This is a genomic window from Kribbella sp. HUAS MG21, from assembly GCF_040254265.1.
Lineage (GTDB): Bacteria > Actinomycetota > Actinomycetes > Propionibacteriales > Kribbellaceae > Kribbella.
Genome location: NZ_CP158165.1, coordinates 4,620,756 through 4,642,631, shown reverse-complemented (window position 1 = coordinate 4,642,631; position 21,876 = coordinate 4,620,756). Strand labels below are relative to the sequence as shown.

Genomic DNA, 21,876 nt, shown 5'->3' with positions numbered 1-21,876 from the left:
TCAGTTGTCCTTCGTCTGTACGGCCGACGGCGCCACGCCGTTCTTCGCGTTGATCGCGCCGTACTGCCCCGCCTTGCCGCCCGCCTGCTCCGCCAGCGAGAAGACGACCGTCGCCTGTCCGGCGGGGATGTCGGCCACGTCCACCGAGGAAACGATCTTGGTGGCCTCGGAGTCACTCCGCAAGGCCTTGATCAGTCCGCCGTCCCCGGCCGAGTCCGGCGTCCCGGCGACCACGACGCCGCCGCTGCCGGTGTCCAGCCCCTCGAGGAAGTCGACGCTGTCGGTGTACGCCGAGTCCTCCGGCGCCGGCGTCGGCGGCTTCGCGGCGATCACCACGACCAGCGTCGCCCGGTCCTTGATCTGCGACGGCTTCAGCGACATCAGCTTCGCGCCGGTCAGCCCGCTGATCACCTTCGTCGAGTCCGCGTCGCCGGTCTTGCCCTCTTCCTTGGCGGCGATCCCGCGGGCGAGCAGCAGGCCGGCCCGCTGGTACGTCGTACTGTCCGCCGGGAAGTCGATGTCCGCGGTGACGAGCTGGTTCACCAGCGACTCGACCAGCTGGCGCTGCCCGGTGTCGAACAGCTTCGAGTCCAGCGCGACCTTGGTGGTGATCACGCCGCCGGACTTCTCGATCTCGTCCTGGACGCCGTTGGTCAGGTCGTTGTCCGCGCTCGGCATCGTGACGATCGCGACCTTCTTGCCGGACAGCTTGCCGTCGGTCATCCCGGCGGTGACCTTGGCGACGTAGTCGTCGCGGTACTTGTCGAGCGCCTTCACCTGGACCAGTTCGGCGCGGGCGTCGGCGAGCTGCTGCCGGTCCCGTTCGGCCTGGCTCTGGACGAGTTCGCTGCCGGTGCCCTTCAGCGGACCGGCGCCGAGCACCACACCGGCGCCCAGGGCGAAGAAGATCGCCACGATCGAGACGATGTGGTAGCGAAAGTCGATCACGTGAACAGCTCCCGGATCCAGTAGACGAAGTCGCTCCAGCGCGCCCGCAGGATCGACCAGACGACGTCGTCGGCGCCGATGGCGACCATCGCCATCCCGACCGCGAACAGGCCAGCCACGATCAACGCGACCACCTGGAACGTCGAGACCCGGCTGCGGTACAGCCGGCCGACGCCCTTGGCGTCCACCAGCTTGGCACCGACCCGCAACCGGGTGATGAACGTGCTCGCCATCCCGGAGCGCCCCTTGTCGAGGAACTCCACCAGCGAGTTGTGGGTGCCGACCGCGACGATCAGCGAGGCGCCCTTGGAGTCGGCCAGCAGCATCGCGACGTCCTCGCTGGTGCCGGTGGCCGGGAACTCGATCGACTCGACGCCGAGCCGCTCCAGCCGTTCGGAGCCGGGCGCGCGGCCGTCGCGGTACGCGTGCACGACCACCTCGGCGCCGCTCTTCAGCGTCTCGTCCTTGACCGAGTCCATGTCGCCGACGATCAGGTCCGGGACGTACCCGTTCTCGACCAGCGCGTCGGCGCCGCCGTCCACCCCGATCAGCACCGGCCGGTACTCGCGGATGTACGACTTCAGCGCGACCAGGTCGTCGCGGTAGTCGTACCCGCGGACGACGATCAGGACGTGCTTGCCCTCCATCGGCGTGTGGATCTCCGGTACGCCGACGCCGTCGAGCAGCAGGTCCTTCTCGCGGCGCAGGTACTCGAGCGTGTTCGCGGTGAACGCCTCGAGCTGCGTCGACAGCCCCGCGCGGGCGTCGTCCATCAGCTCCGCGACCGTGTTGCTGTCCTGGGACAGACCCTTCGCGACCACCTCGTGGCCGCGGTACAGCGTGCCCTCGTCGAGCCGGACCCGCTCGCCCTCGTGCAGGATCGAGAACACCTCGCGGCCGACCCCGTCGACCAGCGGGATGCCGGCCTCGACCAGGATCTCCGGGCCGAGGTTCGGGTACCGGCCGCTGATCGAGTCGGCGACGTTCACCACCGCCGAGACCTTGCAGTCGACGAGCGCCTCGGCGCTCACCCGGTCCAGGTCGACGTGGTCGATGACCGCGATCTCGCCGGGTTTCAGGCGTTTGGTGAGATTCTTGGTACGCCGATCCAGCCGGACCACGCCGGTGATGCCGGGCAGTTCAGTGGGACGTGCTCTCCGCAGGCTGGGCAGTTTCATCGCACCCTCATCCTGCCATGTCAAGAGCCCTCTGCCGGTTCATTTCCCCGGCCCGGCACTTGTTCACGCACCGAATTAACGGTGACTGTGCGTCAAATCATCCTTTGGAACGAGACTTCTTCCGTGGTTTGCGGCGTTCCGCGGCCAGTGCGAGCAGCTCCTCGGCATGCGCCTGCGCGGCGTCGGAGTTCTCCAGGCCGGCCATCATCCGCGACAGTTCCTTCAACCGGGCGTCGTCGTCCAGAGCGACCAGGCCGCTCGTCGTGACGGACCCGTCGTCGCTCTTCAGCACGACGGCATGACGGTCCGCGAACGCGGCGACCTGCGGCAGGTGCGTCACCACGATCACCTGTGCCTTCTCGGCGAGCCGCGCCAGCCGCTTGCCGACCTCGACCGCGGCCCGGCCGCCGATGCCGGCGTCGATCTCGTCGAACACCAGCGTGGGCACGGGATGCGTGTCGGACAGGATGACCTCGAGCGCGAGCATCACGCGGGACAGCTCGCCGCCGGACGCGGCCTTCTGCAACGGGCGGGCCGGGCTGCCCGGGTTCGCCGCGAAGCAGAACTCGACCTCGTCGATGCCGAACGGTCCGGCCGTGGTCTCATGCACCTCGACCGACAACTTCGCGTGCGGCATCGCCAGCCCGGTCAGCTCCTCGGACACCGCGACGCCGAGCCGCGCGGCCGCCTCGATCCGCGCCTCCCGCATCTGCCGCCCGAGCTCGTCGAGCTTCGCCTCCAGCTCTTCACGCTCGGCCGTCAACTGCTCGACGCGCTCGTCGCTGCCGTCGAGTTCGGCGAGCCGCTCGGCCGACCGCTTCGTCCATTCGATGACCTCGTCGACGGTGCCCTGCTCGCCGCCGTACTTGCGCACCAGGTTGGTGAGCAGCGCGCGGCGTTCGCTGACCACGGCCAGCCGCGCCGGATCGGTGTCGACATCGGCGGCGTACGACGACAACTCCTGCGCGAGATCCGCCGCGAGGTACCCCAACTCGCCCGCGCGGTCGGCGAGCTCGGCCAGCTTGGGGTCGTGCTCGCGCTCGCCGTCCAGGACCTGTTTCGTCAACGCCAGCAGGCCGAGTACGTCGTTCGGCCGGGTGGAGTCGAGGTCCTCCGACGCCAGGGCACCCGCCGCTGTCGTGGCCGCAGTACGCAGACCGTCGGCGTACGCCAGGCGCTCCTCCTCGGCCGCCAGCTCGGTGTCCTCCCCGGGCAGCGGCTCCGCCTTCGCGACCTCGTCCAGCCCGAAGCGCAGCAGGTCCGCCTCCGCCAGCCGGTCGCGCTCGCGGGTGGTCAGCTCGGTCAGCTCCGCCTCGACCTCGCGGTGCCGCTTGTATGCCGCGGCGTACTCCTGCAACGGCACCAGGACGGGCTTGCCGGCGAAGGTGTCGAGGGTCTCGCGTTGCCGGGCGGGCTGCAGCAGGCGCCACTGGTCCGCCTGGCCGTGGATCGCGACCAGGTCGCCCGACACCTCGCCCAGCACGGAAACCGGCACCGATGCACCGCCGAGGAACGCCCGCGAACGGCCCTCCGACGACAGCTCGCGCGCGATCAGCAGCTCGTCGTCGTCCAGCTCGCCGCCGCGGTCCTCGGCCTGCTGCACGATGGCCCGCGGTACGGCGCTCGCCCGGCCCTCGACCCGCGCGCGGCGCGTCCCGTGCCGCACCAGGCCGCTGTCGGCGCGGCCGCCGAGCAGCATGTTCACGCCGGTCACGACCATCGTCTTGCCGGCCCCGGTCTCGCCGGTCACGGCGGTGAACCCCGGGTCGAGGTCCAGCGTCGCGTCCTCGATCACGCCCAGCCCGGTGATGCGGATCTCCGAAAGCATCAGTTCTCCTGTTGACCGTCGCTGCCGTTGCTGCGGTTGGTGCTGTTGGTGCTGCCGTTGCTGCCGTTGCGTTTGCGCTCGGCGGCGCCGCGCCAGCCGAGCACCGGGAGGTCGAACTTCGCCACCAGCCGGTCGGTGAACGGCGCCTCGTGCGCCCGCGCCAGCCGGACCGGCGTCTTGCCGCGCCGGACCTGGATCTCGGCGCCGGGCGGCACCTCGACCATCCGCCGGCCGTCGCACCACAGCACGCCGCGCCCGTGCCAGGACGGGACCAGCTCGATCGACAGCCGCGACGTCGGCGCGACCACGATCGGCCGCGAGAACAGCGCGTGCGCGCTCAGCGGCACCATCAGGATCGCCTCGACCTCCGGCCACACGATCGGCCCGCCGGCCGAGAAGGCGTACGCCGTACTCCCGGTCGGGGTGGCGACCACGACACCGTCGCAGCCCCAGCGCGACAGCGGCCGCTCGTCGACCTCGACCAGCACCTCGAGCATCTTCTCCCGGGCCGCCTTCTCCACACTGGCCTCGTTCAGCGCCCAGGTCTCGAAGATCAGGTCGTCGTCCAGCCGGACGTCGACGGCCAGCGTCATCCGCTCCTCGACCGTGTAGCTGCGGTCGACCACGACCTGGACGATCCGCTCCAGGTCGTCGACCTCGGCCTCGGCGAGGAACCCGACGTGGCCCAGGTTCACCCCGAGCACCGGCGTACCGTGCGGGCGGGCGAGCTCGGCGCCGCGCAGGATCGAGCCGTCGCCGCCGAGCACCATGATCAGCTCGACGTCGTTCGCCGCCTTCTCCGGGTCGTCGACGATCTCGGCCGGGTCGAGCTTGAGCTCGTCGGCCTCACCGCCGAGCAGCCGGACCTGCAGCCCGGCGCCGGTCAGCAGCCGGTGCGCGTCGCGGGCGACCTCGACGGCCTCCTCGCGGCCGGTGTGCGTCACCAGCAGCACGCGCCGCGGCTCGCGCTCAGTCAACGCCTGCTCCCTTCACTGCGGTCCGCGCTCGATGGCGGTTTGCAGCATCGTCTCATCGAGAACCGGCGCTTCCCGCCGTATCCACAGGAAGTATTCGACATTTCCTGACGGACCAGGCAACGGGCTGGCCGCGACACCCGCGATCCCCCACCCGAGCTCCTGCGCCTTGGCGGCGACTGTCCGGACGGCGTCGGCCCGCAGCTCCGGGTCCCGGACGACCCCGCCCTTGCCGAGCCGCTCCTTGCCGACCTCGAACTGCGGCTTCACCATCAGCATCAGTTCGCCGTCCGGTTTCACCACGCCGAGCAGCGCGGGCAGCACGAGCGTGAGGCTGATGAAGCTCAGGTCGCTGACGACCAGGTCGACCGGCTCGCCGCCGATGTCCTCGAGCGTCAGCGTGCGCACGTTCGTGCGGTCCATCACCGTGACGCGGTCGTCGGTCTGCAACGACCACACCAGCTGGCCGTACCCGACATCGACGGCGATCACGTTCGCCGCCCCGTTGCGCAGTAGTACATCGGTGAAGCCGCCGGTGGACGCACCGGCGTCGAGCGTACGGCGTCCTGTCACCTGGACGTCCGGGAACGCCTCGAGCGCGCCGAGCAGCTTGTACGCACCGCGGCTCGCGTAGCCGGGGTCCTCGTGGTCGGAGGTGTCGACGACGATCGGCGCGTCGGCTCCGACCCCGGTCGCGGGCTTGCCGGCCACGGTGCCGGAGACCTTCACCTTGCCCGCGGCGATCAGCTCACTCGCGTGCTCCCGGGACCGCGCGAGACCACGGCGTACCAGCTCGGCGTCGAGTCGGGACCGCTTGACTCCCTTGGCCACTAGGGCATGTCCATCAGGTGCCGGTCAGCCCCGGTCGCCCTGCTCGGCGTCGGCCTCGACCAGCGCGCTCTGCAGCCGCTCGTGCAGGTCGGCGTACACCTCGCCGTGCTCGCTGACGGGCCGGTCCCGCAGCTCGTCGAGACGCGCCATGGTCTCGTCGACCAGCGGGTGCCCGCCGTCGGCGGAGCCGGCCTCGTAGGAGTGCTCGTGCTCCGCGCCGGGCTCGCGGGCGAACTCCGGCCCGAACTCGACTGCGGCCGGATCGACGTGCTCGTGGTGTTCCTCGCCGGCCAGGTCCTCCGCGGGGTCCTGGGAACCGGGTTCGGTGTCGTAGTCGGGCTGGGCGGGCGTCTCCTCCGACTGGTACGGATCGAAGCCGGGCTCGACGTCCGGGTCGACGTCGGGCGGGAACTGCTCGCCGGGATGCTCGGTCATCTCAGGCCTTCTTCGCGGTCTTCTTCGCGGGTGCCTTCTTCACTGCTTTGTTCGCAGTCTTGGTCGCGGCTTTCTTGGCCGGCGCCTTCTTCGGCACGGCCTTCTTGACCGCGGCCTGGTGGGCGGCGACCTTCGCGGCGGGCGTCGGCGCGTCCTCCTGGACCACACCGGCCTCGACGACCTCCTCGGTCCCGGTCTGGGGCTCGGGCGCCACCGGTGCGGCCGCCGCGGCGCGGGCCTCGGCGAGCTCGGTCTCCAGCGCCTTCACCCGGCGGGTGAGCCCGGCGACCTCCTCGGAGCGCGCGAAACCGAGCCGCGCGACCGCGCCCTCGACCTCGTTCGACACGATCGCCTGCAGCAGCTGGCGGTTGCTCTTGCTGGTGGCAACGATCTCGTCGGCCAGGTCGCTCACCCTGGTCGTCAGCGAGTCCGCCCCGGTCTGCTGTAGCAGTGCCTTCGCCGCCGCCTGGGCCTTCTGCCTGGTGACCTCGGTCAGGCCGTTCGCCAGTTGTACGTAGCCGCGCAGCGCGTCCATCACCATGTCTGCCTCCTAGCGTCGTCCCCAGCAACGGTAGCGCCTCCCCGCCGCGACGCCACCCGCGCCACCTACTTGTCGAGGCCGATCCGGTGCAGGGCGGCGTCGAGGGCGATCGAGTCCGCCGTCGGGGCGGGCTTCGGGCGCGGACGACGGCCGCGGCTCGTGGCCTTCGCGGGTTTCGGCGGCTCGGCGGGCGCGTCGACCGCGGCCCAGACCGCGGACAGGATCGCGCGCAGGCCGTCGTACGGCGAACCCTCGCCCTTGACCGCCACCGCGTTGTCCACGACCTCGGCGGTCCAGCCCTCGCAGGTGTGCTTGCCGCCGTCGACGGTCACGCCGGGCTGCTTCTCCACCAGGGCGCCGAGTCCCGCGGCGACATACGTCGGGCGCTGGTTCTTCGGCGCCCGGGCCAGGTCGTACGCGTCGTGGACGCCGGTCGCGACCCACAGGCTCGCGATGCCGACCGCGTTCGCGCCCTCGATGTCGGAGTCGAGACGGTCGCCGATCATCAACGGGCGCTTGGCTTCCAGCCGCTCGATGCTGGTCTCCAGCAGCGGCGGCTCGGGCTTCCCGGCGACGACCGGGTCGACGTCGACGGCGGCCCGGACCGCCTGGACCAGCGTGCCGTTCCCGGGCGCCTTGCCGGCGGCGGTCGGGATGGTCAGGTCGAGGTTGGTCGCGAACCACTTCGCGCCCTCGTTGATCGCGTGCGCGCCGTCGGCGAGCATCACCCAGTTCACGTCCGGGTGGAAGCCCTGGACGACCGCGACCGGGTGCGCGTCGCTGCTCCGGACCGGCGTCAGCCCGTACTCCTCGAGCGCGGCGACCAGCCCTTCACCGCCGACCACGAGCACCGGCGAGCCCTTCGCGAACTCGCTCGCGACGAGTTTCGCCGCGGCCTGCGCGGACGTCACGACGTCGTCGGCGATCACGTCCAGCCCGAACGACGCGAGGTGCTCGGCAACGATCCGCGCCGGCCGGCTCGCGTTGTTCGTGATGTACCCGATCCGCATCCCGTCCTTGGCCGCTTTGCGCAGGTACTCCGGCGCGTCCGGGACCGGGTCCGGCCCGACGTACACGACCCCGTCGAGGTCCAGCAGCGCCACGTCGTACCGGCTCGCGAGCGGTTCGTCACACGCGGACAGCGGTACGGGTGCGGTGCGTTCCTTGCTCATCTTTCACCCCGTACGATTCCGCGCATGCCGGATGCGGTGCTGAGACTCGATCCCTTGCGGGCCTGGCGGTTCGTGGCGGGCAAGGTGAGTGCGCTGGGCGCGGTCACGTCGCCGCCGTACGACGTGCTGGAACCCGCCATCGTCCGGCGGCTGACTGACTCTGATCTGCACAACATGGTGAGGCTCATCCTTCCACGCGATCCGGACCTCGGCCCGGCCCGGTACGACGAACCGGCCGAGCGGCTGGCCGCGTGGCAGCGCGCGGGCGTGGTGGTGCAGGACGAGCGGCCCGCACTGTACGTGTACGAGCAGCGCCTCGGGAACGCCGTACTGTGCGGGCTGGTCGGCTCACTGCGGCTGGACCCGACGCGTCGGGTGGTGCTGCCGCACGAGGATGTGATGCCGCACTGGGTCGACGACCGGCTGCGGCTGATGGAAGCGACCGACGCCGACCTTGAGCCGATTCTGCTGGCGTATGCGGATGGTGGCGTGGCCAGCGACGCCGTGGACGCGGCGCGGTCTGGTGAGCCGTGGGTGGAGGCGGAGACCTACAACGGCGCCGAGCACCGCATCTGGCGGATCGAGGACGCGGCAACGCTGGCAGCCGTCGAGGCGGAGCTGGCGAAGCACGAGGCGGTGATCGCGGACGGGCACCACCGGTATGCGGCGTACCTGGAACGGCAACTGCGGGAGCCGTACCGGACGGGTGCTGAGGTCGGGCTGGCGATGCTGGTGGACTACGTACGACACCCGTTGACGCTGGACCCGATTCACCGCGTCGTACCCGGTCTGGACCTGGAGACGGTGCGGCAGCGGACGCCTGCTGGCTGGCAGGTGCAGGACGGTCGAGTGGAGAGCGAGCCGGAGCGCGTCTCGGTGACGGACGGCTCCTCGTGGCTGACGCTCCACGCTTCCGGGGACGCGCCTACGGTCACGCTGCTGCATGAGGTGCTGCTGCCGGCGTGGGGGGTGGATGAGGAGCAGCTGAGCTTCCACCACACGCTTGCGGACGCACTGGCGCTGGCTGGCCCTCAGCAGGTCGCTGTGGAGCTCACAGCGCCTCATATGGACCAGGTACTGCGTTCTGCGGCGCAGGGCGTCGTACTGCCGCAGAAGGCGACGTCGTTCGGGCCTAAGCCGCGGGTGGGGTTGCTGTTCCGGACGCTCTGACTCAGGGGCGGTGGTACAGGCTGAGGAACTGCTCGCGCAAGGGCTTGCGAGCTGCCCGGTGGCGCTCGGTGAGGCGTCCGAGGGTGAAGGACAACTCCGGGTCGTCCTCTGCGGCTGCGTGCAGGGCCATGTTCTGGAGCGCGTCTGCCGCGGCGCAGTGGTCCTGGTGCCGGCCTAGGAGCTCCTGGTACGTCGCTGCGTGGGCGGCTGTGGCTTTCGCTTCTTCACCCAGTACGGCGGCTGTGGTGTCGGCGGCGTACCGGACGCGCTTGGCCAGCAGGCGTACCTCGTGCCAGTCGTCGTCCGGGGTCCAGGGCTTGAGCTTGTTCGCGTCCTGCTCGAACTGGGCGGTGGCCGACTGCAGCAGCTGGGGCAGGACCTCGCTGCAGGGCTTGCTCGCCTTGGGTTTGAGGTCGGGGGCGGTGGCGATCGCCTCGAGCGTGGTGAGGAGGTCCGTGGTCGACTCGCCCAGCACCACCTCGGCGGAGCGGGCCGCCGCGCGGTCGAGATCGAGGGTGAGGGTGGTGAGGATCGTGTCGACGTGCTCCTCGTCGTCCTCGCTGGAGGTGTGCTCTTTGACGAGCGCCGCGATCACCTCGAGGTCCCGCGCTTCCCCACAGGCCTGAGCCAGCGCCTGCAGGTCCGCCCGCAGCCCGTTGGCCCAGTCTCCCGCCAGCAGCTTCCGGAACAACTTCAGGTCACTCCGCAACCGCCGGCAGGACACCCGCACCTGGTGGATGGCGTCGTCCTCGCCGTTCGCCACCATCCCGACAGCCTTCTCCAGCCGCCGCGTCCCCTTGACCAACGCAGCAGCCACCAGATCCCCAACAGGATCCGCCCCCACCAGTTCCGGCCTCACGCTCTACTCCCCACCACCCTTACGCTCTCCAGCACCGTCGGGACCGTCAGCATTCTCCGCTCCGTCAGCACTTCCGCCGTCTCCTGCACCGCCGGCGTCCGCGTCCACGTCAGCCCCGCCGCCGTCCGCCGCACCGTCCGCGGCCTCAACGGCCTCGTCACCCACTGCGTCGCCCGCGACCGCGTCCTGAACGTCAGCCGCCCCCTCAGCCTCACCTGCGCCATCCACGTCGGCGTCGTCCGCAGCGGGCTCGTCGGCGTACTCGTCCTCGAAGTAGTCGTCCTCTAAGACGGACTCGTCCTCGTCGAGGTCGGTGAACTCGAGCCCCTCCAACTCGGCCGCACGCTCAGCCGCACCGGTCAGCCCGTCACCGTCGACGCCGGCCGCCCGGTGGAACCACACCAGCGCGTCGTCCGTCCGCCCAGCCTCCGCGAGCGCATCGGCGTACGCGTACCGCAGCCGCGGCAGCCACTCCGCCCGCGTCCGCTTCGTCAGCTCCGGCACCTCGAGCATCTGGATCGCCGCCGCAGTCTGCCCCATGTCGCGCCGCGCACCCGCCGCCACGATCAGCAGCTCGATCTGCGTCGGCTCCGACAGGTCGTGGACGTGCTTGTCCTTCGTCAGCGCCAGCGCCTTGTCCGGCCGCCCGAGCGCCCGCTCGCAGTCGGCCATCATCGCGAGCACCTCGTGGTTGCCCGTCATCCGCCGTACCGCCCGGAACTCGGTCAGCGCCTCGTCGTAGTGCTCAGCCAGGTACGCCGTGATCGCGACAGCCTCGCGCACTCCACCGAGCCGCGCCGCCAGCCGCCGCGCGGTCCGCGCGTGCTGGTACGCCAGCTCCGGATCGTCGTCGAGGAACCGCCCCGACGCCACCAGGTGCTGCGCAACCAGGTCCGCCAACGTCCGCGGCAACGACCGCAGCTCAGCCTTCACCCCACGATCGAGCTCGGCACCCGTGATCCCCTCCGGAATCTTCGGATCGTCGCGCCGCGGCCCGACCTTCTCCTCACGTTCCTCCCGCCGGAACCCACCGCGGCGGTCATCCCGCGTCCCACGCCGATCGTCCCGCCCCCCAGCACGCCCGCGCGCATCCCCAGCACCGGCACGCCCACGAGCGTCCCCACCCCGCTCATCCCGCCGAAACGCCCCACGCTCTCCCCGCCCAGGCCCACCAGCCCGACCAGCCCCACGCCCCCGCGCATCCGCCCGGAACCCACGCTCATCGGCCCGCTCATCCCGCCGATCCCCACGCCCAGCCCCAGCCCGCTCATCCCGCCGGAACCCACCACGGTCGTCACCAGCCCGGTCATCACGCCGATAACCGCCGCCGGCACCCCCACGCTCATCACGCCGATACCCACCGCGCTGGTCGCCGCGCTCATCACGGCGGTACCCACGCTCGTCCCCGCCGCGCTCCTCGCGGCGGTACCCACGCTCGTCACCACCGCGCTCATCACGGCGGTATCCACCACGGTCGTCCCGCCGGGACCCGGCTACGCCACGCCCAGCCCCAGGCCCCCGCCCGGAACCACGCCGCTCATCCCGACCACCGCCACCGGCCCGCTCGTCCCGCCCCGACATCTGCCCACCGAACGGATCCCGCCGAGCCTTGTCATCCCCCCGAGACCCCGCAAACCCGCGCCGATTCTCAGCCCCCTGATCGCCGTACGACGAACCACCAGAACGCCCAGCACCCCCGGCCCGCCCCCCAGCAAACCCACCACGCCGCGCAGCACCCGCACCGGACGGCCCCGAACCCCCACCAGACCGCCCGGGAGCTCCACCGGAACGGCCGGGAGCTCCACCAGAACGGCCGGGCGCTCCACCGGAACGCCCCGGTGCTCCACCAGACCGGCCCGCAGAACCACCGCGCCCACCACCGGCCCCCGAACCACCCGAGCCGGCCCAGGACGAACCGGACCCACCCCGTCCAGCTCCGCCGCCACTCGACTGCGACCACCCACCGGAACCGCCCCGACCGCCCCCCGAACCGCCGGCCCCGGACCGACCCGAACCCGAGCGATCCCCGGAGTCCGAGCGCCCCCCACCAGTACGGCCGGACCGCCCGGCACCTCCGGAGGAACCGCGACGGTCCCCAGAACCGGAGCGAGGATTGCGAGGTGGCGTAGCCACGGTGACTCCTAACAAAGCTGAAGAACAGTAATCGGACAAACGTTACCGTCCCCCACAACGATCCACCGCATCGCCTACTTCCCAGCACTGACCGAAAGACAACCGAGCGGCCCGTCTCCACCGAAACGACAACTGCGCCCGTCACATACCGCGATGACTGTTCGCACTGAAAGGCTCCAGAAGCCCCAGAGACACCTAGGCCCCCTCGGACGCGCAGCAGGATTCCGCAAACCTGCCCCGGTCCGTTCCGCAAGCACACCGCGTTCCACGCTCAGCCACGGCCGACGAGCCGCTCGAGAACGCCGCAGCCATGGCACCTGCGCCCTCAAACGAGGGCAATACCCGGGCGACGCATACGCCGCGTCTGCATCGTCCACCACGCAATGCCGGCGCGGCGCGGGCAGCACACAGCACCTGCCGCCGCGCAGCCTTGCTGCGCGCCGTGCTGCGCGCCGTGCTGCGCGCCGTGCTGCATGGTCCACGGCGCCCGCGGATCCCGGCCGGCAGACAGCTCGCGCGCGCCGTCGCTGGCAGGGCGCGGTCCACGGAGGCTCATGGAGCCTCACGAGGGCTCGCGGGGGCTCGCGGGGGCTCGCGGGCGCTCGCGGGGGCATGGATGGTTACGTCGACGGCGTACTGCGCGGGTCGAGCTCACCGACCGGATGAGGCTGTCCGATCCGTTCAAGACCTTCGGCAGTTCGCGGGGCATCGTGGAAGTCATGCCTACAGCGAATCCGAGAGTGAACGCGACAGAACTGACCAACTTGATGAACGTCGGCCCGGCAGTAGCCGACTATCTGGCTCGCGCAGGCATCACCCGGACCGAGCAGCTGACCGGGCGCGATCCCGGAGAAATCTACGAACTGATCTGCGCCCGAGACGGCCAGCGGCACGACCCTTGCCTGCTGGACACCATCATGTCCGCCGTCGACCAGGCGAACGGCAACCCACCCCGCCCATGGTGGACCTACACCCCCCAACGCAAGACCGGCTAGCGACAACCAACCATCCACAAGCGCACCGCACCGTACTGCGCTCCGCCCGAGTACGGCGCGATCGCGGATGGAGCCGACCGGACGATCGGCCGGCGCGCGGTGCCCGGCAAGTGCCGCGGTGCTGCCGGACTCCGCGGCATCAGCTGTACTGCGGGGCTCCGAAGGCGTCCTGCCCGAGGCCGGCCCAGTACCAAGCGGATGGCGCCGTACCGCACGAATGGCCGACGCACAGTGCCGAGCAGGGTGCCGAGCAGGGTGCCGAGCAGGGTGCCGAGCAGGGTGCCGAGCAGGGTGCCGAGCAGGGTGCCGAGCAGGGTGCCGAGCAGGGTGCCGAGCAGGGTGCCAAGCAGGGTGCCGAGCAGGGTGCCGAGCAGGGTGCCGAGCAGGGTGCCGAGCAGGGTGCCGAGCAGGGTGCCGAGCAGGGTGCCGAGCAGGGTGCCGAGCAGGGTGCCGAGCAGGGAGCAGGGTGCCGAGCAGGGTGCCGAGCAGGGTGCCGAGCAGGGTGCCGAGCAGGGTGCCGAGCAGGGTGCCGAGCAGGGTGCCGAGCAGGGTGCCGAGCAGGGTGCCGAGCAGGGTGCCGAGCAGGGTGCCGAGCAGGGTGCCGAGCAGCCGAGCAGGGTGCCGAGCAGGGTGCCGAGCAGGGTGCCGAGCAGGGTGCCGAGCAGGGTGCCGAGCAGGGTGCCGAGCAGGGTGCCGAGCAGGGTGCCGAGCAGGGTGCCGAGCAGGGTGCCGAGCAGGGTGCCGAGCAGGGTGCCGAGCAGGGTGCCGAGCAGGGTGCCAGGCAGGGTGCCGAGCAGGGTGCCGAGCAGGGTGCCGAGCAGGGTGCCGAGCAGGGTGCCGAGCAGGGTGCCGAGCAGGGTGCCGAGCAGGGTGCCGAGCAGGGTGCCGAGCAGGGTGCCGAGCAGGGTGCCGAGCAGGGTGCCGAGCAGGGTGCCGAGCAGGGTGCCAGGCAGGGTGCCAGGCAGGGTGCCGCGGGGCCGGGCAGTTGCCGAGGGTGCCGCGGGGCCGAGCGGGGCCGTCGGCTCGCGTGAGCGGGCCGTCCTGCGATTGGCTCGTCCTGCGGTTGGCCAGTCCTGCGATTGGCTCGTGCTGCGATTGGCTCGTGCTGCGATTGGCTCGTGCTGCGCCTGGGCCTGTACTGCGAGGTGTCGGAGGACGGGGCACTGCGGCGAGCCGCGCAGAGGGGCGCCGCAGTACCGGGCAGAAGGTGTCGGACCAGAACTCGTCTGTCTGTCGGACCGGGCCCCGTCTGTCCGAGCGCTGTGGCCGCCGTCCTGCCGGTCGCGCGGCGACGCCGGCTTGGGTCAGCGCAGGAGCTGGGTTGCCGGTTCGCACAGGGACTGGTCACCGGTTCGCGCAAAGGCTGGGCTGCTGGTCCGGTTGGAGCTCAGGTTGCCGGCGCAAATAGCTAGAGAAATGTTAAGGGCCACCCCGTGGGGTGGCCCTTAACAGTGTGAATGTCCGGCGGCGTCCTACTCTCCCACGACCTCCCGGTCGCAGTACCATCGGCGCTGGCGGGCTTAACTTCCAGGTTCGGAATGGAGACTGGGTGTTTCCCCGACGCTATGGCCACCGAAACTCTATGAGAACACATATCAACCAACACAAGCCACCGTGAAGTGTGGGCTGGGTTGACCGTATTCCGGGAACCGTACAGTGAACGCGAACACCTGTTACATAGCGCAGCTCGAAGCCTTCTGTTCCATCACCGTAAACGATGATGAGTGTGTGACAAGCCCTCGGCCTATTAGTACCAGTCAGCTCCACACGTTACCGCGCTTCCACTTCTGGCCTATCAACCCAGTGGTCTACTGGGGGCCTTACCCGGTTAACCCGGTGGGAGACCTCATCTTGAAGCGTGCTTCCCGCTTAGATGCTTTCAGCGGTTATCACTCCCGAACGTAGCCAACCAGCCGTGCTCCTGGCGGAACAACTGGCACACCAGAGGTTCGTCCACCCCGGTCCTCTCGTACTAGGGGCAGCCCTTCTCAAGTCTCCTGCGCGCGCAGCGGATAGGGACCGAACTGTCTCACGACGTTCTAAACCCAGCTCGCGTGCCGCTTTAATGGGCGAACAGCCCAACCCTTGGGACCTACTCCAGCCCCAGGATGCGACGAGCCGACATCGAGGTGCCAAACCATCCCGTCGATATGGACTCTTGGGGAAGATCAGCCTGTTATCCCCGGGGTACCTTTTATCCGTTGAGCGACGGTGCTCCCACATGCCACCGCCGGATCACTAGTTCCGACTTTCGTCCCTGCTCGACATGTCTGTCTCACAGTCAAGCTCCCTTGTGCACTTACACTCGACACCTGATTGCCAACCAGGCTGAGGGAACCTTTGAGCGCCTCCGTTACCTTTTAGGAGGCGACCGCCCCAGTCAAACTACCCACCAGGCACTGTCCCTGATCCGGATAACGGACCAAAGTTAGACAGCCAGAACAACCAGAGTGGTATTTCAACGATGACTCCACCCGAACTGGCGTCCGAGCTTCACAGTCTCCCACCTATCCTACACAAGTTGTACCGACCACCAATACCAAGTTGTAGTAAAGGTCCCGGGGTCTTTCCGTCCTGCTGCGCGTAACGAGCATCTTTACTCGTAATGCAATTTCGCCGAGTCCATGGTTGAGACAGCGCCCAAGTCGTTACGCCATTCGTGCAGGTCGGAACTTACCCGACAAGGAATTTCGCTACCTTAGGATGGTTATAGTTACCACCGCCGTTTACTGGCGCTTAAGTTCAAAGCTTCGCCGGCCGAAACCAGCTAACCTGTCCCCTTAACGTTCCAGCACCGGGCAGGCGTCAGTCCGTATACATCGAATTACTTCTTCGCACGGACCTGTGTTTTTAGTAAACAGTCGCTTGGGCCTGGTCTCTGCGACCATCACCGCTTCGGTGAGCAAGTCACCTAACGGATCAGGTCCCCCTTCTCCCGAAGTTACGGGGGCATTTTGCCGAGTTCCTTAACCATGGTTCACTCGATCGCCTCGGTATTCTCTACCTGATCACCTGTGTCGGTTTGGGGTACGGGCGGCTCTAACACTCACTGCGAAGTTTTTCTCGGCAGCATGGGATCATCCACTTCCCCTAAACGGGTCCGCCTCGGCTCTCAGGCTCAATGAGACACGGATTTGCCTATGCCTCGCCCTACCACCTTGCCCGCGGATCAGCTTGCGCCTACCATCGCCGCGGTTGGACTACCCTCCTGCGTCACTCCTCAATGCACCTACTACCACCTCGGGTCAGAACATCCACCGATCCGTCCGAAGACATCACAGCTTCAGTTCCTTAGCATCAGCGGGTTCGGTCGGGTCGTGTTAATGCCGGTACGGGAATATCAACCCGTTGTCCATCGACTACGCCTGTCGGCCTCGCCTTAGGTCCCGACTTACCCAGGGCAGATTAGCTTGACCCTGGAACCCTTGATCATCCGGCGGACGGGTTTCTCACCCGTCATTCGCTACTCATGCCTGCATTCTCACTCGTGCAGCATCCACAACTCCATCACTAGGCTGCTTCACACGCTGCACGACGCTCCCCTACCCACCCACACACCTGGACCACACCCAAAGGTGAGGCCGAGTACAAGTGTGAGTGCCACAGCTTCGGCGGATTGCTTGAGCCCCGCTACATTGTCGGCGCGGAATCACTTGACCAGTGAGCTATTACGCACTCTTTCAAGGGTGGCTGCTTCTAAGCCAACCTCCTGGTTGTCTGGGCAACTCCACATCCTTTTCCACTTAGCAATCGCTTAGGGGCCTTAGCTGGTGATCTGGGCTGTTTCCCTCTCGACTACGGAGCTTATCCCCCGCAGTCTCACTGCCGCGCTCTCACTTACCGGCATTCGGAGTTTGGCTGATTTCGGTAAGCCGGTAAGCCCCCTAGACCATCCAGTGCTCTACCTCCGGTAAGAAACACACGACGCTGCACCTATATGCATTTCGGGGAGAACCAGCTATCACGGAGTTTGATTGGCCTTTCACCCCTATCCACAGGTCATCCCCCAGGTTTTCAACCCTGGTGGGTTCGGTCCTCCACGCGGTCTTACCCACGCTTCAACCTGCCCATGGATAGATCACTCCGCTTCGGGTCTAGAGCATGCGACTAAAACGCCCTATTCAGACTCGCTTTCGCTACGGCTACCCCACACGGGTTAACCTCGCCACACACCACTAACTCGCAGGCTCATTCTTCAAAAGGCACGCCGTCACACCCCACAAGGAGATGCTCCGACGGATTGTAGGCAACCGGTTTCAGGTACTATTTCACTCCCCTCCCGGGTACTTTTCATCTTTCCCTCACGGTACTAGTCCGCTATCGGTCACCAAGAAGTATTTAGGCTTAGCGGGTGGTCCCGCCAGATTCACACGAGATTTCAAGAGTCCCGTGCTACTTGGGAAAACACTCGAGAGTCACTGTCTTACGCCTACAGGGCTATAACCCACTACGGCTCAACATTCCAGAAGATTCGACTTCAACAGCGATTGATAACTCTCCGACACCACGGCATTAGTGTCTGAATGCTCCCACAACCCCATATACGCAACGCACGCCGGCTATCACACGCACATGGTTTAGCCTCATCCGCTTTCGCTCGCCACTACTCACGGAATCACAATTGTTTTCTCTTCCTACGGGTACTGAGATGTTTCACTTCCCCGCGTTCCCTCCAGAACCCTATGTGTTCAGGCACTGGTAACTGGCTTTAGAATGCCAGCTGGGTTTCCCCATTCGGACATCCCCGGATCACAGCTCGGTTGCCAACTCCCCGGGGCTTATCGCAGGCTCCAACGTCCTTCATCGGCTCTTGGTGCCAAGACATCCACCGATTGCCCTTAGTAGCTTGTCACAAAAACAAAAAAACCAAGAACAAAAATTACGCTACAAAGATGCTCGCGTTCACTATACAGTTCTCAAAATACGGGCAGGAACACCAACCCCGAACCACCACTTACCAGTAGTGATATGCCCACCAGGGAAACAACACACCCAGCAAACACACCCACCAGCAGTCTGATGAGAGCCGGCCCCAGCCACCCAACCAACCACCAACGTGATCGGCCAGCGACCCAGAAGAAACAGATCCAACCCCCAGAAACCTCAGTTCCTGTGAGCCGGGCCCGATTCCTCAGGACCCAACAGCGCGCCTCGACCCATCACCCAAGCACTCTCGCGTTCCACGCCGCGCTCCGAAAAGCAGCAGCAGTACTAACTCGATCACTCGAGATCCAGGCCTAATGGTCAATGTTCCACATTCCGAGCACCATCACCCCGAGACGTACGCTCGAGCAGTGATGACATGAACAACCCCAAACCCATAACGGGCAGGCTGCCAAAGTGCTCCTTAGAAAGGAGGTGATCCAGCCGCACCTTCCGGTACGGCTACCTTGTTACGACTTCGTCCTAATCGCCAGCCCCACCTTCGACGGCTCCCTCCACAAGGGTTAGGCCACCGGCTTCGGGTGTTGCCGACTTTCATGACGTGACGGGCGGTGTGTACAAGGCCCGGGAACGTATTCACCGCAGCGTTGCTGATCTGCGATTACTAGCGACTCCGACTTCATGGGGTCGAGTTGCAGACCCCAATCCGAACTGAGACCGGCTTTTTGGGATTCGCTCCACCTTACAGCTTCGCAGCCCTTTGTACCGGCCATTGTAGCATGCGTGAAGCCCTGGACATAAGGGGCATGATGACTTGACGTCATCCCCACCTTCCTCCGAGTTGACCCCGGCAGTCTCCTATGAGTCCCCACCACCCCGAAGGGCGTGCTGGCAACATAGGACGAGGGTTGCGCTCGTTGCGGGACTTAACCCAACATCTCACGACACGAGCTGACGACAGCCATGCACCACCTGTATAGGACCCTTACGGACCCCCCCATCTCTGGAGGATTTCCCTATATGTCAAACCCAGGTAAGGTTCTTCGCGTTGCATCGAATTAATCCGCATGCTCCGCCGCTTGTGCGGGCCCCCGTCAATTCCTTTGAGTTTTAGCCTTGCGGCCGTACTCCCCAGGCGGGGCGCTTAATGCGTTAGCTGCGGCACGGAGGACGTGGAATGTCCCCCACACCTAGCGCCCAACGTTTACGGCGTGGACTACCAGGGTATCTAATCCTGTTCGCTACCCACGCTTTCGCTCCTCAGCGTCAGGTAAGGCCCAGAGAGCCGCCTTCGCCACCGGTGTTCTTCCTGATATCTGCGCATTCCACCGCTACACCAGGAGTTCCGCTCTCCCCTGCCTACCTCTAGTCTGCCCGTATCGGAAGCAGGCTCGGGGTTAAGCCCCGAGTTTTCACTCCCGACGTGACGAACCGCCTACGAGCCCTTTACGCCCAATAATTCCGGACAACGCTCGGACCCTACGTATTACCGCGGCTGCTGGCACGTAGTTGGCCGGTCCTTCTTCTGCAGGTACCGTCACTCTCGCTTCGTCCCTGCTGAAAGAGGTTTACAACCCGAAGGCCGTCATCCCTCACGCGGCGTTGCTGCGTCAGACTTTCGTCCATTGCGCAATATTCCCCACTGCTGCCTCCCGTAGGAGTCTGGGCCGTGTCTCAGTCCCAGTGTGGCCGGTCGCCCTCTCAGGCCGGCTACCCGTCGACGCCTTGGTAGGCCATTACCCCACCAACAAGCTGATAGGCCGCGAGCCCATCCCCAACCGCCAGAACTTTCAACCAACCACCATGAGACAGTTGGTGTTATCCGGTATTAGACCCCGTTTCCGAGGCTTATCCCAAAGTTGAGGGTAGGTTGCTCACGTGTTACTCACCCGTTCGCCGCTCGTGTACCCCCGAAGGGGCCTTACCGCTCGACTTGCATGTGTTAAGCACGCCGCCAGCGTTCGTCCTGAGCCAGGATCAAACTCTCCGTTGGAAAATATGACAACCAGTCAAAGACTGGGAGTCGACAATCGAAAAGCGATCCTTTGAATCAGAAACAAAACCATTACTGGCTTGTCATCCGTATAATTTCAAAGGAATCCACCCACAGACAACGACAACCCACAACCCAAGATCAAAGACCCAGGGCCTAGGAGAATCGTTCAACGCCTGTGGACGGGGTTAATGCATCTTTCGGCATTGACTTTCGGCACGCTGTTGAGTTCTCAAGAATCGGACGCACACCGCAGTCTGACCTTTCGGCCAGGCTCCCGGGGCAACCTGCGCTACTTTACCGGACCAGATCCACCGGGTCAAGTCCCGGTTTCTCGGATCCTCCACCCGCATCCAAGCTACCGCCCCGAGTCAGACAACCCGGTTCGGCTCAGCTAGCCTTGGGGGGTTCGGAGCGACCGGCCGCTTTCGCGTCCCGCGCCTCGCTCCAACAAGAAGAACATTACGTGGCCCCCAGGTTGCCGGTCAAATCGAGCCCCGGTGGGCTGAATCACAGGGCTGTAATTTGCCTCCGGCAACCCGAGTGTGGGAGAGGAGGCCACCCCCACACCATGACGCCCAACAGCACCACAGCAGAAGCCCTCAGCCCTGCGCCGGCGACGCCAGAACTCCTGCGAACGAGCGCTTCCCGCGGCGCAGCACCAGCACGCCACCCGGCAACAGGTCGTCCGCGGTCGGCACGTACTCCGCGTCCTTCACCTTCTCGTTGTTCAGGTACGCCCCGCCCTCGGCCACGGTCCGCCGCGCAGCCGACTTGCTGGCGACGAGTCCGGACTTCACCAGCAGGTCGCCGTACGTCGGCATCGCCTCGCCGTTGCCCAGCTCCACATGAGGCGCTTCGCGCAGCGCCGCGACCAGCGTCGAGCCGTCCAGTGATCCCAGCTCCCCCTGGCCGAACAATGCCTTCGACGCCTCCTGCACCCGCCGAGTCTCCTCGGCACCGTGCACCAGCGTCGTCACGTCCTCTGCCAGCACCCGCTGCGCTTCGCGGGCCTGCGGCCGTTCCGCCGTCGCAGCCTCGAGTGCGGCGATCTCCTCCGCCGTACGGAACGTGTAGAACCGCACCAGCTGCATGACGTCCCGGTCGTCGCTGTTGAACCAGAACTGGTAGAACGCGTACGGCGTCGTCAGTTCGCGGTCCAGCCACACCGTGCCGGACTCCGTCTTCCCGAACTTGGTCCCGTCGGCCTTCGTCACCAGCGGCGTCGCCAGTGCGTGCGCCTTGCCCGCGTCGGTACGGCGGATGAGCTCCACGCCGGCCGTCAGGTTCCCCCACTGGTCGCTGCCGCCGGTCTGCAGCGTGCAGTTGTGCCGCCGGTACAGCTCCAGGAAGTCGAGCGACTGCAGCAACACGTAGCTGAACTCGGTGTAGCTGATCCCCTGTTCCAGCCGCGCCTTCACCACCTCGCGGCCGAGCATCCGGTTCACCGGGAAGTGCTTCCCGATGTCCCGCAGGAAGTCGAGTGTGTTGAGGTCCTTGGTCCAGTCGTAGTTGTTGACGATCCGGGCCGGGTTCGGCAGCGCGGGGTCGAAGTCGACGAACTTCTCCACCTGCACCCGCACCCGCTCGACCCACTCGTGGACGACGTCCTTCGGGTTCAGCACCCGCTCGGACGTCTCCTTGGGGTCACCGATCAGTCCGGTGGCGCCGCCGACGAGCCCGATCGGGTTGTGGCCGGCCAGCTGGAGCCGCCGCAGCGTCAGCAGCTGCAGCAGGTTCCCCATGTGCAGGCTGGGCGCTGTGGGGTCGAAACCGACATACGAGGTGATCGGTCCCGCCGCCATCGAGGCCCGGAGGGCGTCCGGATCGGTGGAGTGGGCGATCAGGCCACGGCTCTCCAGGTCGTCAAGCACCTGAGTGCGGCGTTCGGTCACTAGTTCTCTCCTCGAGTACGTCGGTCGGTACTAGTGTCCT

General features: G+C 66.9%; 14 protein-coding genes and 3 rRNA genes. 2 read left to right on the top strand and 15 right to left on the bottom strand.

What is annotated here, in order from left to right:
* The 8 genes from ABN611_RS22820 to ABN611_RS22785 form a co-directional block, all read right to left on the bottom strand.
* A complete protein-coding gene (locus tag ABN611_RS22820; RefSeq protein WP_350274247.1) occupies positions 1 to 948 on the bottom strand; it encodes a copper transporter in 948 nt (315 codons plus the stop codon).
* Positions 945 to 2,126 (bottom strand): putative cytokinetic ring protein SteA, encoded by a 1,182-nt coding sequence (gene steA, locus ABN611_RS22815; RefSeq protein ID WP_350274246.1) that lies wholly within the window; start codon positions 2,124 to 2,126, stop codon positions 945 to 947. The genes ABN611_RS22820 and steA overlap by 4 nt, the downstream gene beginning before the upstream one ends.
* Before the next feature lie 97 nt (positions 2,127 to 2,223).
* Positions 2,224 to 3,954 (bottom strand): DNA repair protein RecN, encoded by a 1,731-nt coding sequence (recN, locus tag ABN611_RS22810; RefSeq protein ID WP_350274245.1) that lies wholly within the window; start codon positions 3,952 to 3,954, stop codon positions 2,224 to 2,226.
* Entirely contained in the window at positions 3,954 to 4,931 is a 978-nt protein-coding gene (locus ABN611_RS22805; RefSeq protein ID WP_350274244.1) for an NAD kinase, read from the bottom strand. Before ABN611_RS22805 ends, recN begins: the two co-directional genes overlap by 1 nt.
* Before the next feature lie 12 nt (positions 4,932 to 4,943).
* Positions 4,944 to 5,759, bottom strand: a complete 816-nt coding sequence (locus ABN611_RS22800; RefSeq protein WP_350274243.1) for a TlyA family RNA methyltransferase — start codon at positions 5,757 to 5,759, stop codon at positions 4,944 to 4,946.
* A 24-nt stretch (positions 5,760 to 5,783) separates the two neighbouring features.
* On the bottom strand, positions 5,784 to 6,194 hold the full coding sequence (locus tag ABN611_RS22795; RefSeq protein WP_350274242.1) for a hypothetical protein: 411 nt from the start codon (positions 6,192 to 6,194) through the stop codon (positions 5,784 to 5,786).
* Position 6,195: 1 nt separating this feature from the next.
* On the bottom strand, positions 6,196 to 6,735 hold the full coding sequence (locus ABN611_RS22790; protein WP_350274241.1) for a polyhydroxyalkanoate synthesis protein PhaF: 540 nt from the start codon (positions 6,733 to 6,735) through the stop codon (positions 6,196 to 6,198).
* 65 nt (positions 6,736 to 6,800) lie between these two features.
* Entirely contained in the window at positions 6,801 to 7,907 is a 1,107-nt protein-coding gene (locus ABN611_RS22785; protein ID WP_350274240.1) for an HAD-IIA family hydrolase, read from the bottom strand.
* 24 nt (positions 7,908 to 7,931) lie between these two features.
* On the opposite strand from ABN611_RS22785, the gene ABN611_RS22780 reads away from it, so the two are divergent.
* Complete coding sequence (locus ABN611_RS22780) at positions 7,932 to 9,077, top strand: DUF1015 domain-containing protein (protein WP_350274239.1); 1,146 nt, start codon at positions 7,932 to 7,934, stop codon at positions 9,075 to 9,077.
* Between the two features lies 1 nt (position 9,078).
* Here ABN611_RS22780 and ABN611_RS22775 read toward each other — a convergent pair whose 3' ends face one another.
* From ABN611_RS22775 to ABN611_RS22765, 3 genes are read right to left on the bottom strand one after another with little or no spacing between them, the layout of a single operon-like run.
* Entirely contained in the window at positions 9,079 to 9,894 is an 816-nt protein-coding gene (locus tag ABN611_RS22775; RefSeq protein ID WP_350274238.1) for a CHAD domain-containing protein, read from the bottom strand.
* Between the two features lie 45 nt (positions 9,895 to 9,939).
* On the bottom strand, positions 9,940 to 10,869 hold the full coding sequence (locus ABN611_RS22770) for a hypothetical protein (RefSeq protein WP_350274237.1): 930 nt from the start codon (positions 10,867 to 10,869) through the stop codon (positions 9,940 to 9,942).
* Positions 10,866 to 11,405, bottom strand: a complete 540-nt coding sequence (locus tag ABN611_RS22765) for a hypothetical protein (protein WP_350274236.1) — start codon at positions 11,403 to 11,405, stop codon at positions 10,866 to 10,868. The genes ABN611_RS22770 and ABN611_RS22765 overlap by 4 nt, the downstream gene beginning before the upstream one ends.
* Positions 11,406 to 12,731: 1,326 nt before the next feature.
* Between ABN611_RS22765 and ABN611_RS22760 the strand changes: the two genes are divergently transcribed.
* Positions 12,732 to 13,064, top strand: a complete 333-nt coding sequence (locus ABN611_RS22760) for a helix-hairpin-helix domain-containing protein (RefSeq protein ID WP_350274235.1) — start codon at positions 12,732 to 12,734, stop codon at positions 13,062 to 13,064.
* Positions 13,065 to 14,523: 1,459 nt separating this feature from the next.
* On the opposite strand, the gene rrf is transcribed toward ABN611_RS22760, so the two are convergent.
* The 4 genes from rrf to tyrS all read right to left on the bottom strand — a co-directional run bounded on the left by rrf (position 14,524) and on the right by tyrS (position 21,836).
* A 5S ribosomal RNA gene (gene rrf / locus ABN611_RS22755) occupies positions 14,524 to 14,641 on the bottom strand.
* A 150-nt stretch (positions 14,642 to 14,791) separates the two neighbouring features.
* A 23S ribosomal RNA gene (locus tag ABN611_RS22750) occupies positions 14,792 to 17,916 on the bottom strand.
* A gap of 499 nt (positions 17,917 to 18,415) precedes the next feature.
* Positions 18,416 to 19,941, bottom strand: a 16S ribosomal RNA gene (locus ABN611_RS22745).
* The 16S, 23S and 5S rRNA genes sit together here, the layout of an rRNA operon.
* A gap of 602 nt (positions 19,942 to 20,543) precedes the next feature.
* Entirely contained in the window at positions 20,544 to 21,836 is a 1,293-nt protein-coding gene (tyrS, locus tag ABN611_RS22740) for a tyrosine--tRNA ligase (RefSeq protein WP_350274234.1), read from the bottom strand.
* Positions 21,837 to 21,876 lie beyond the last annotated feature (40 nt).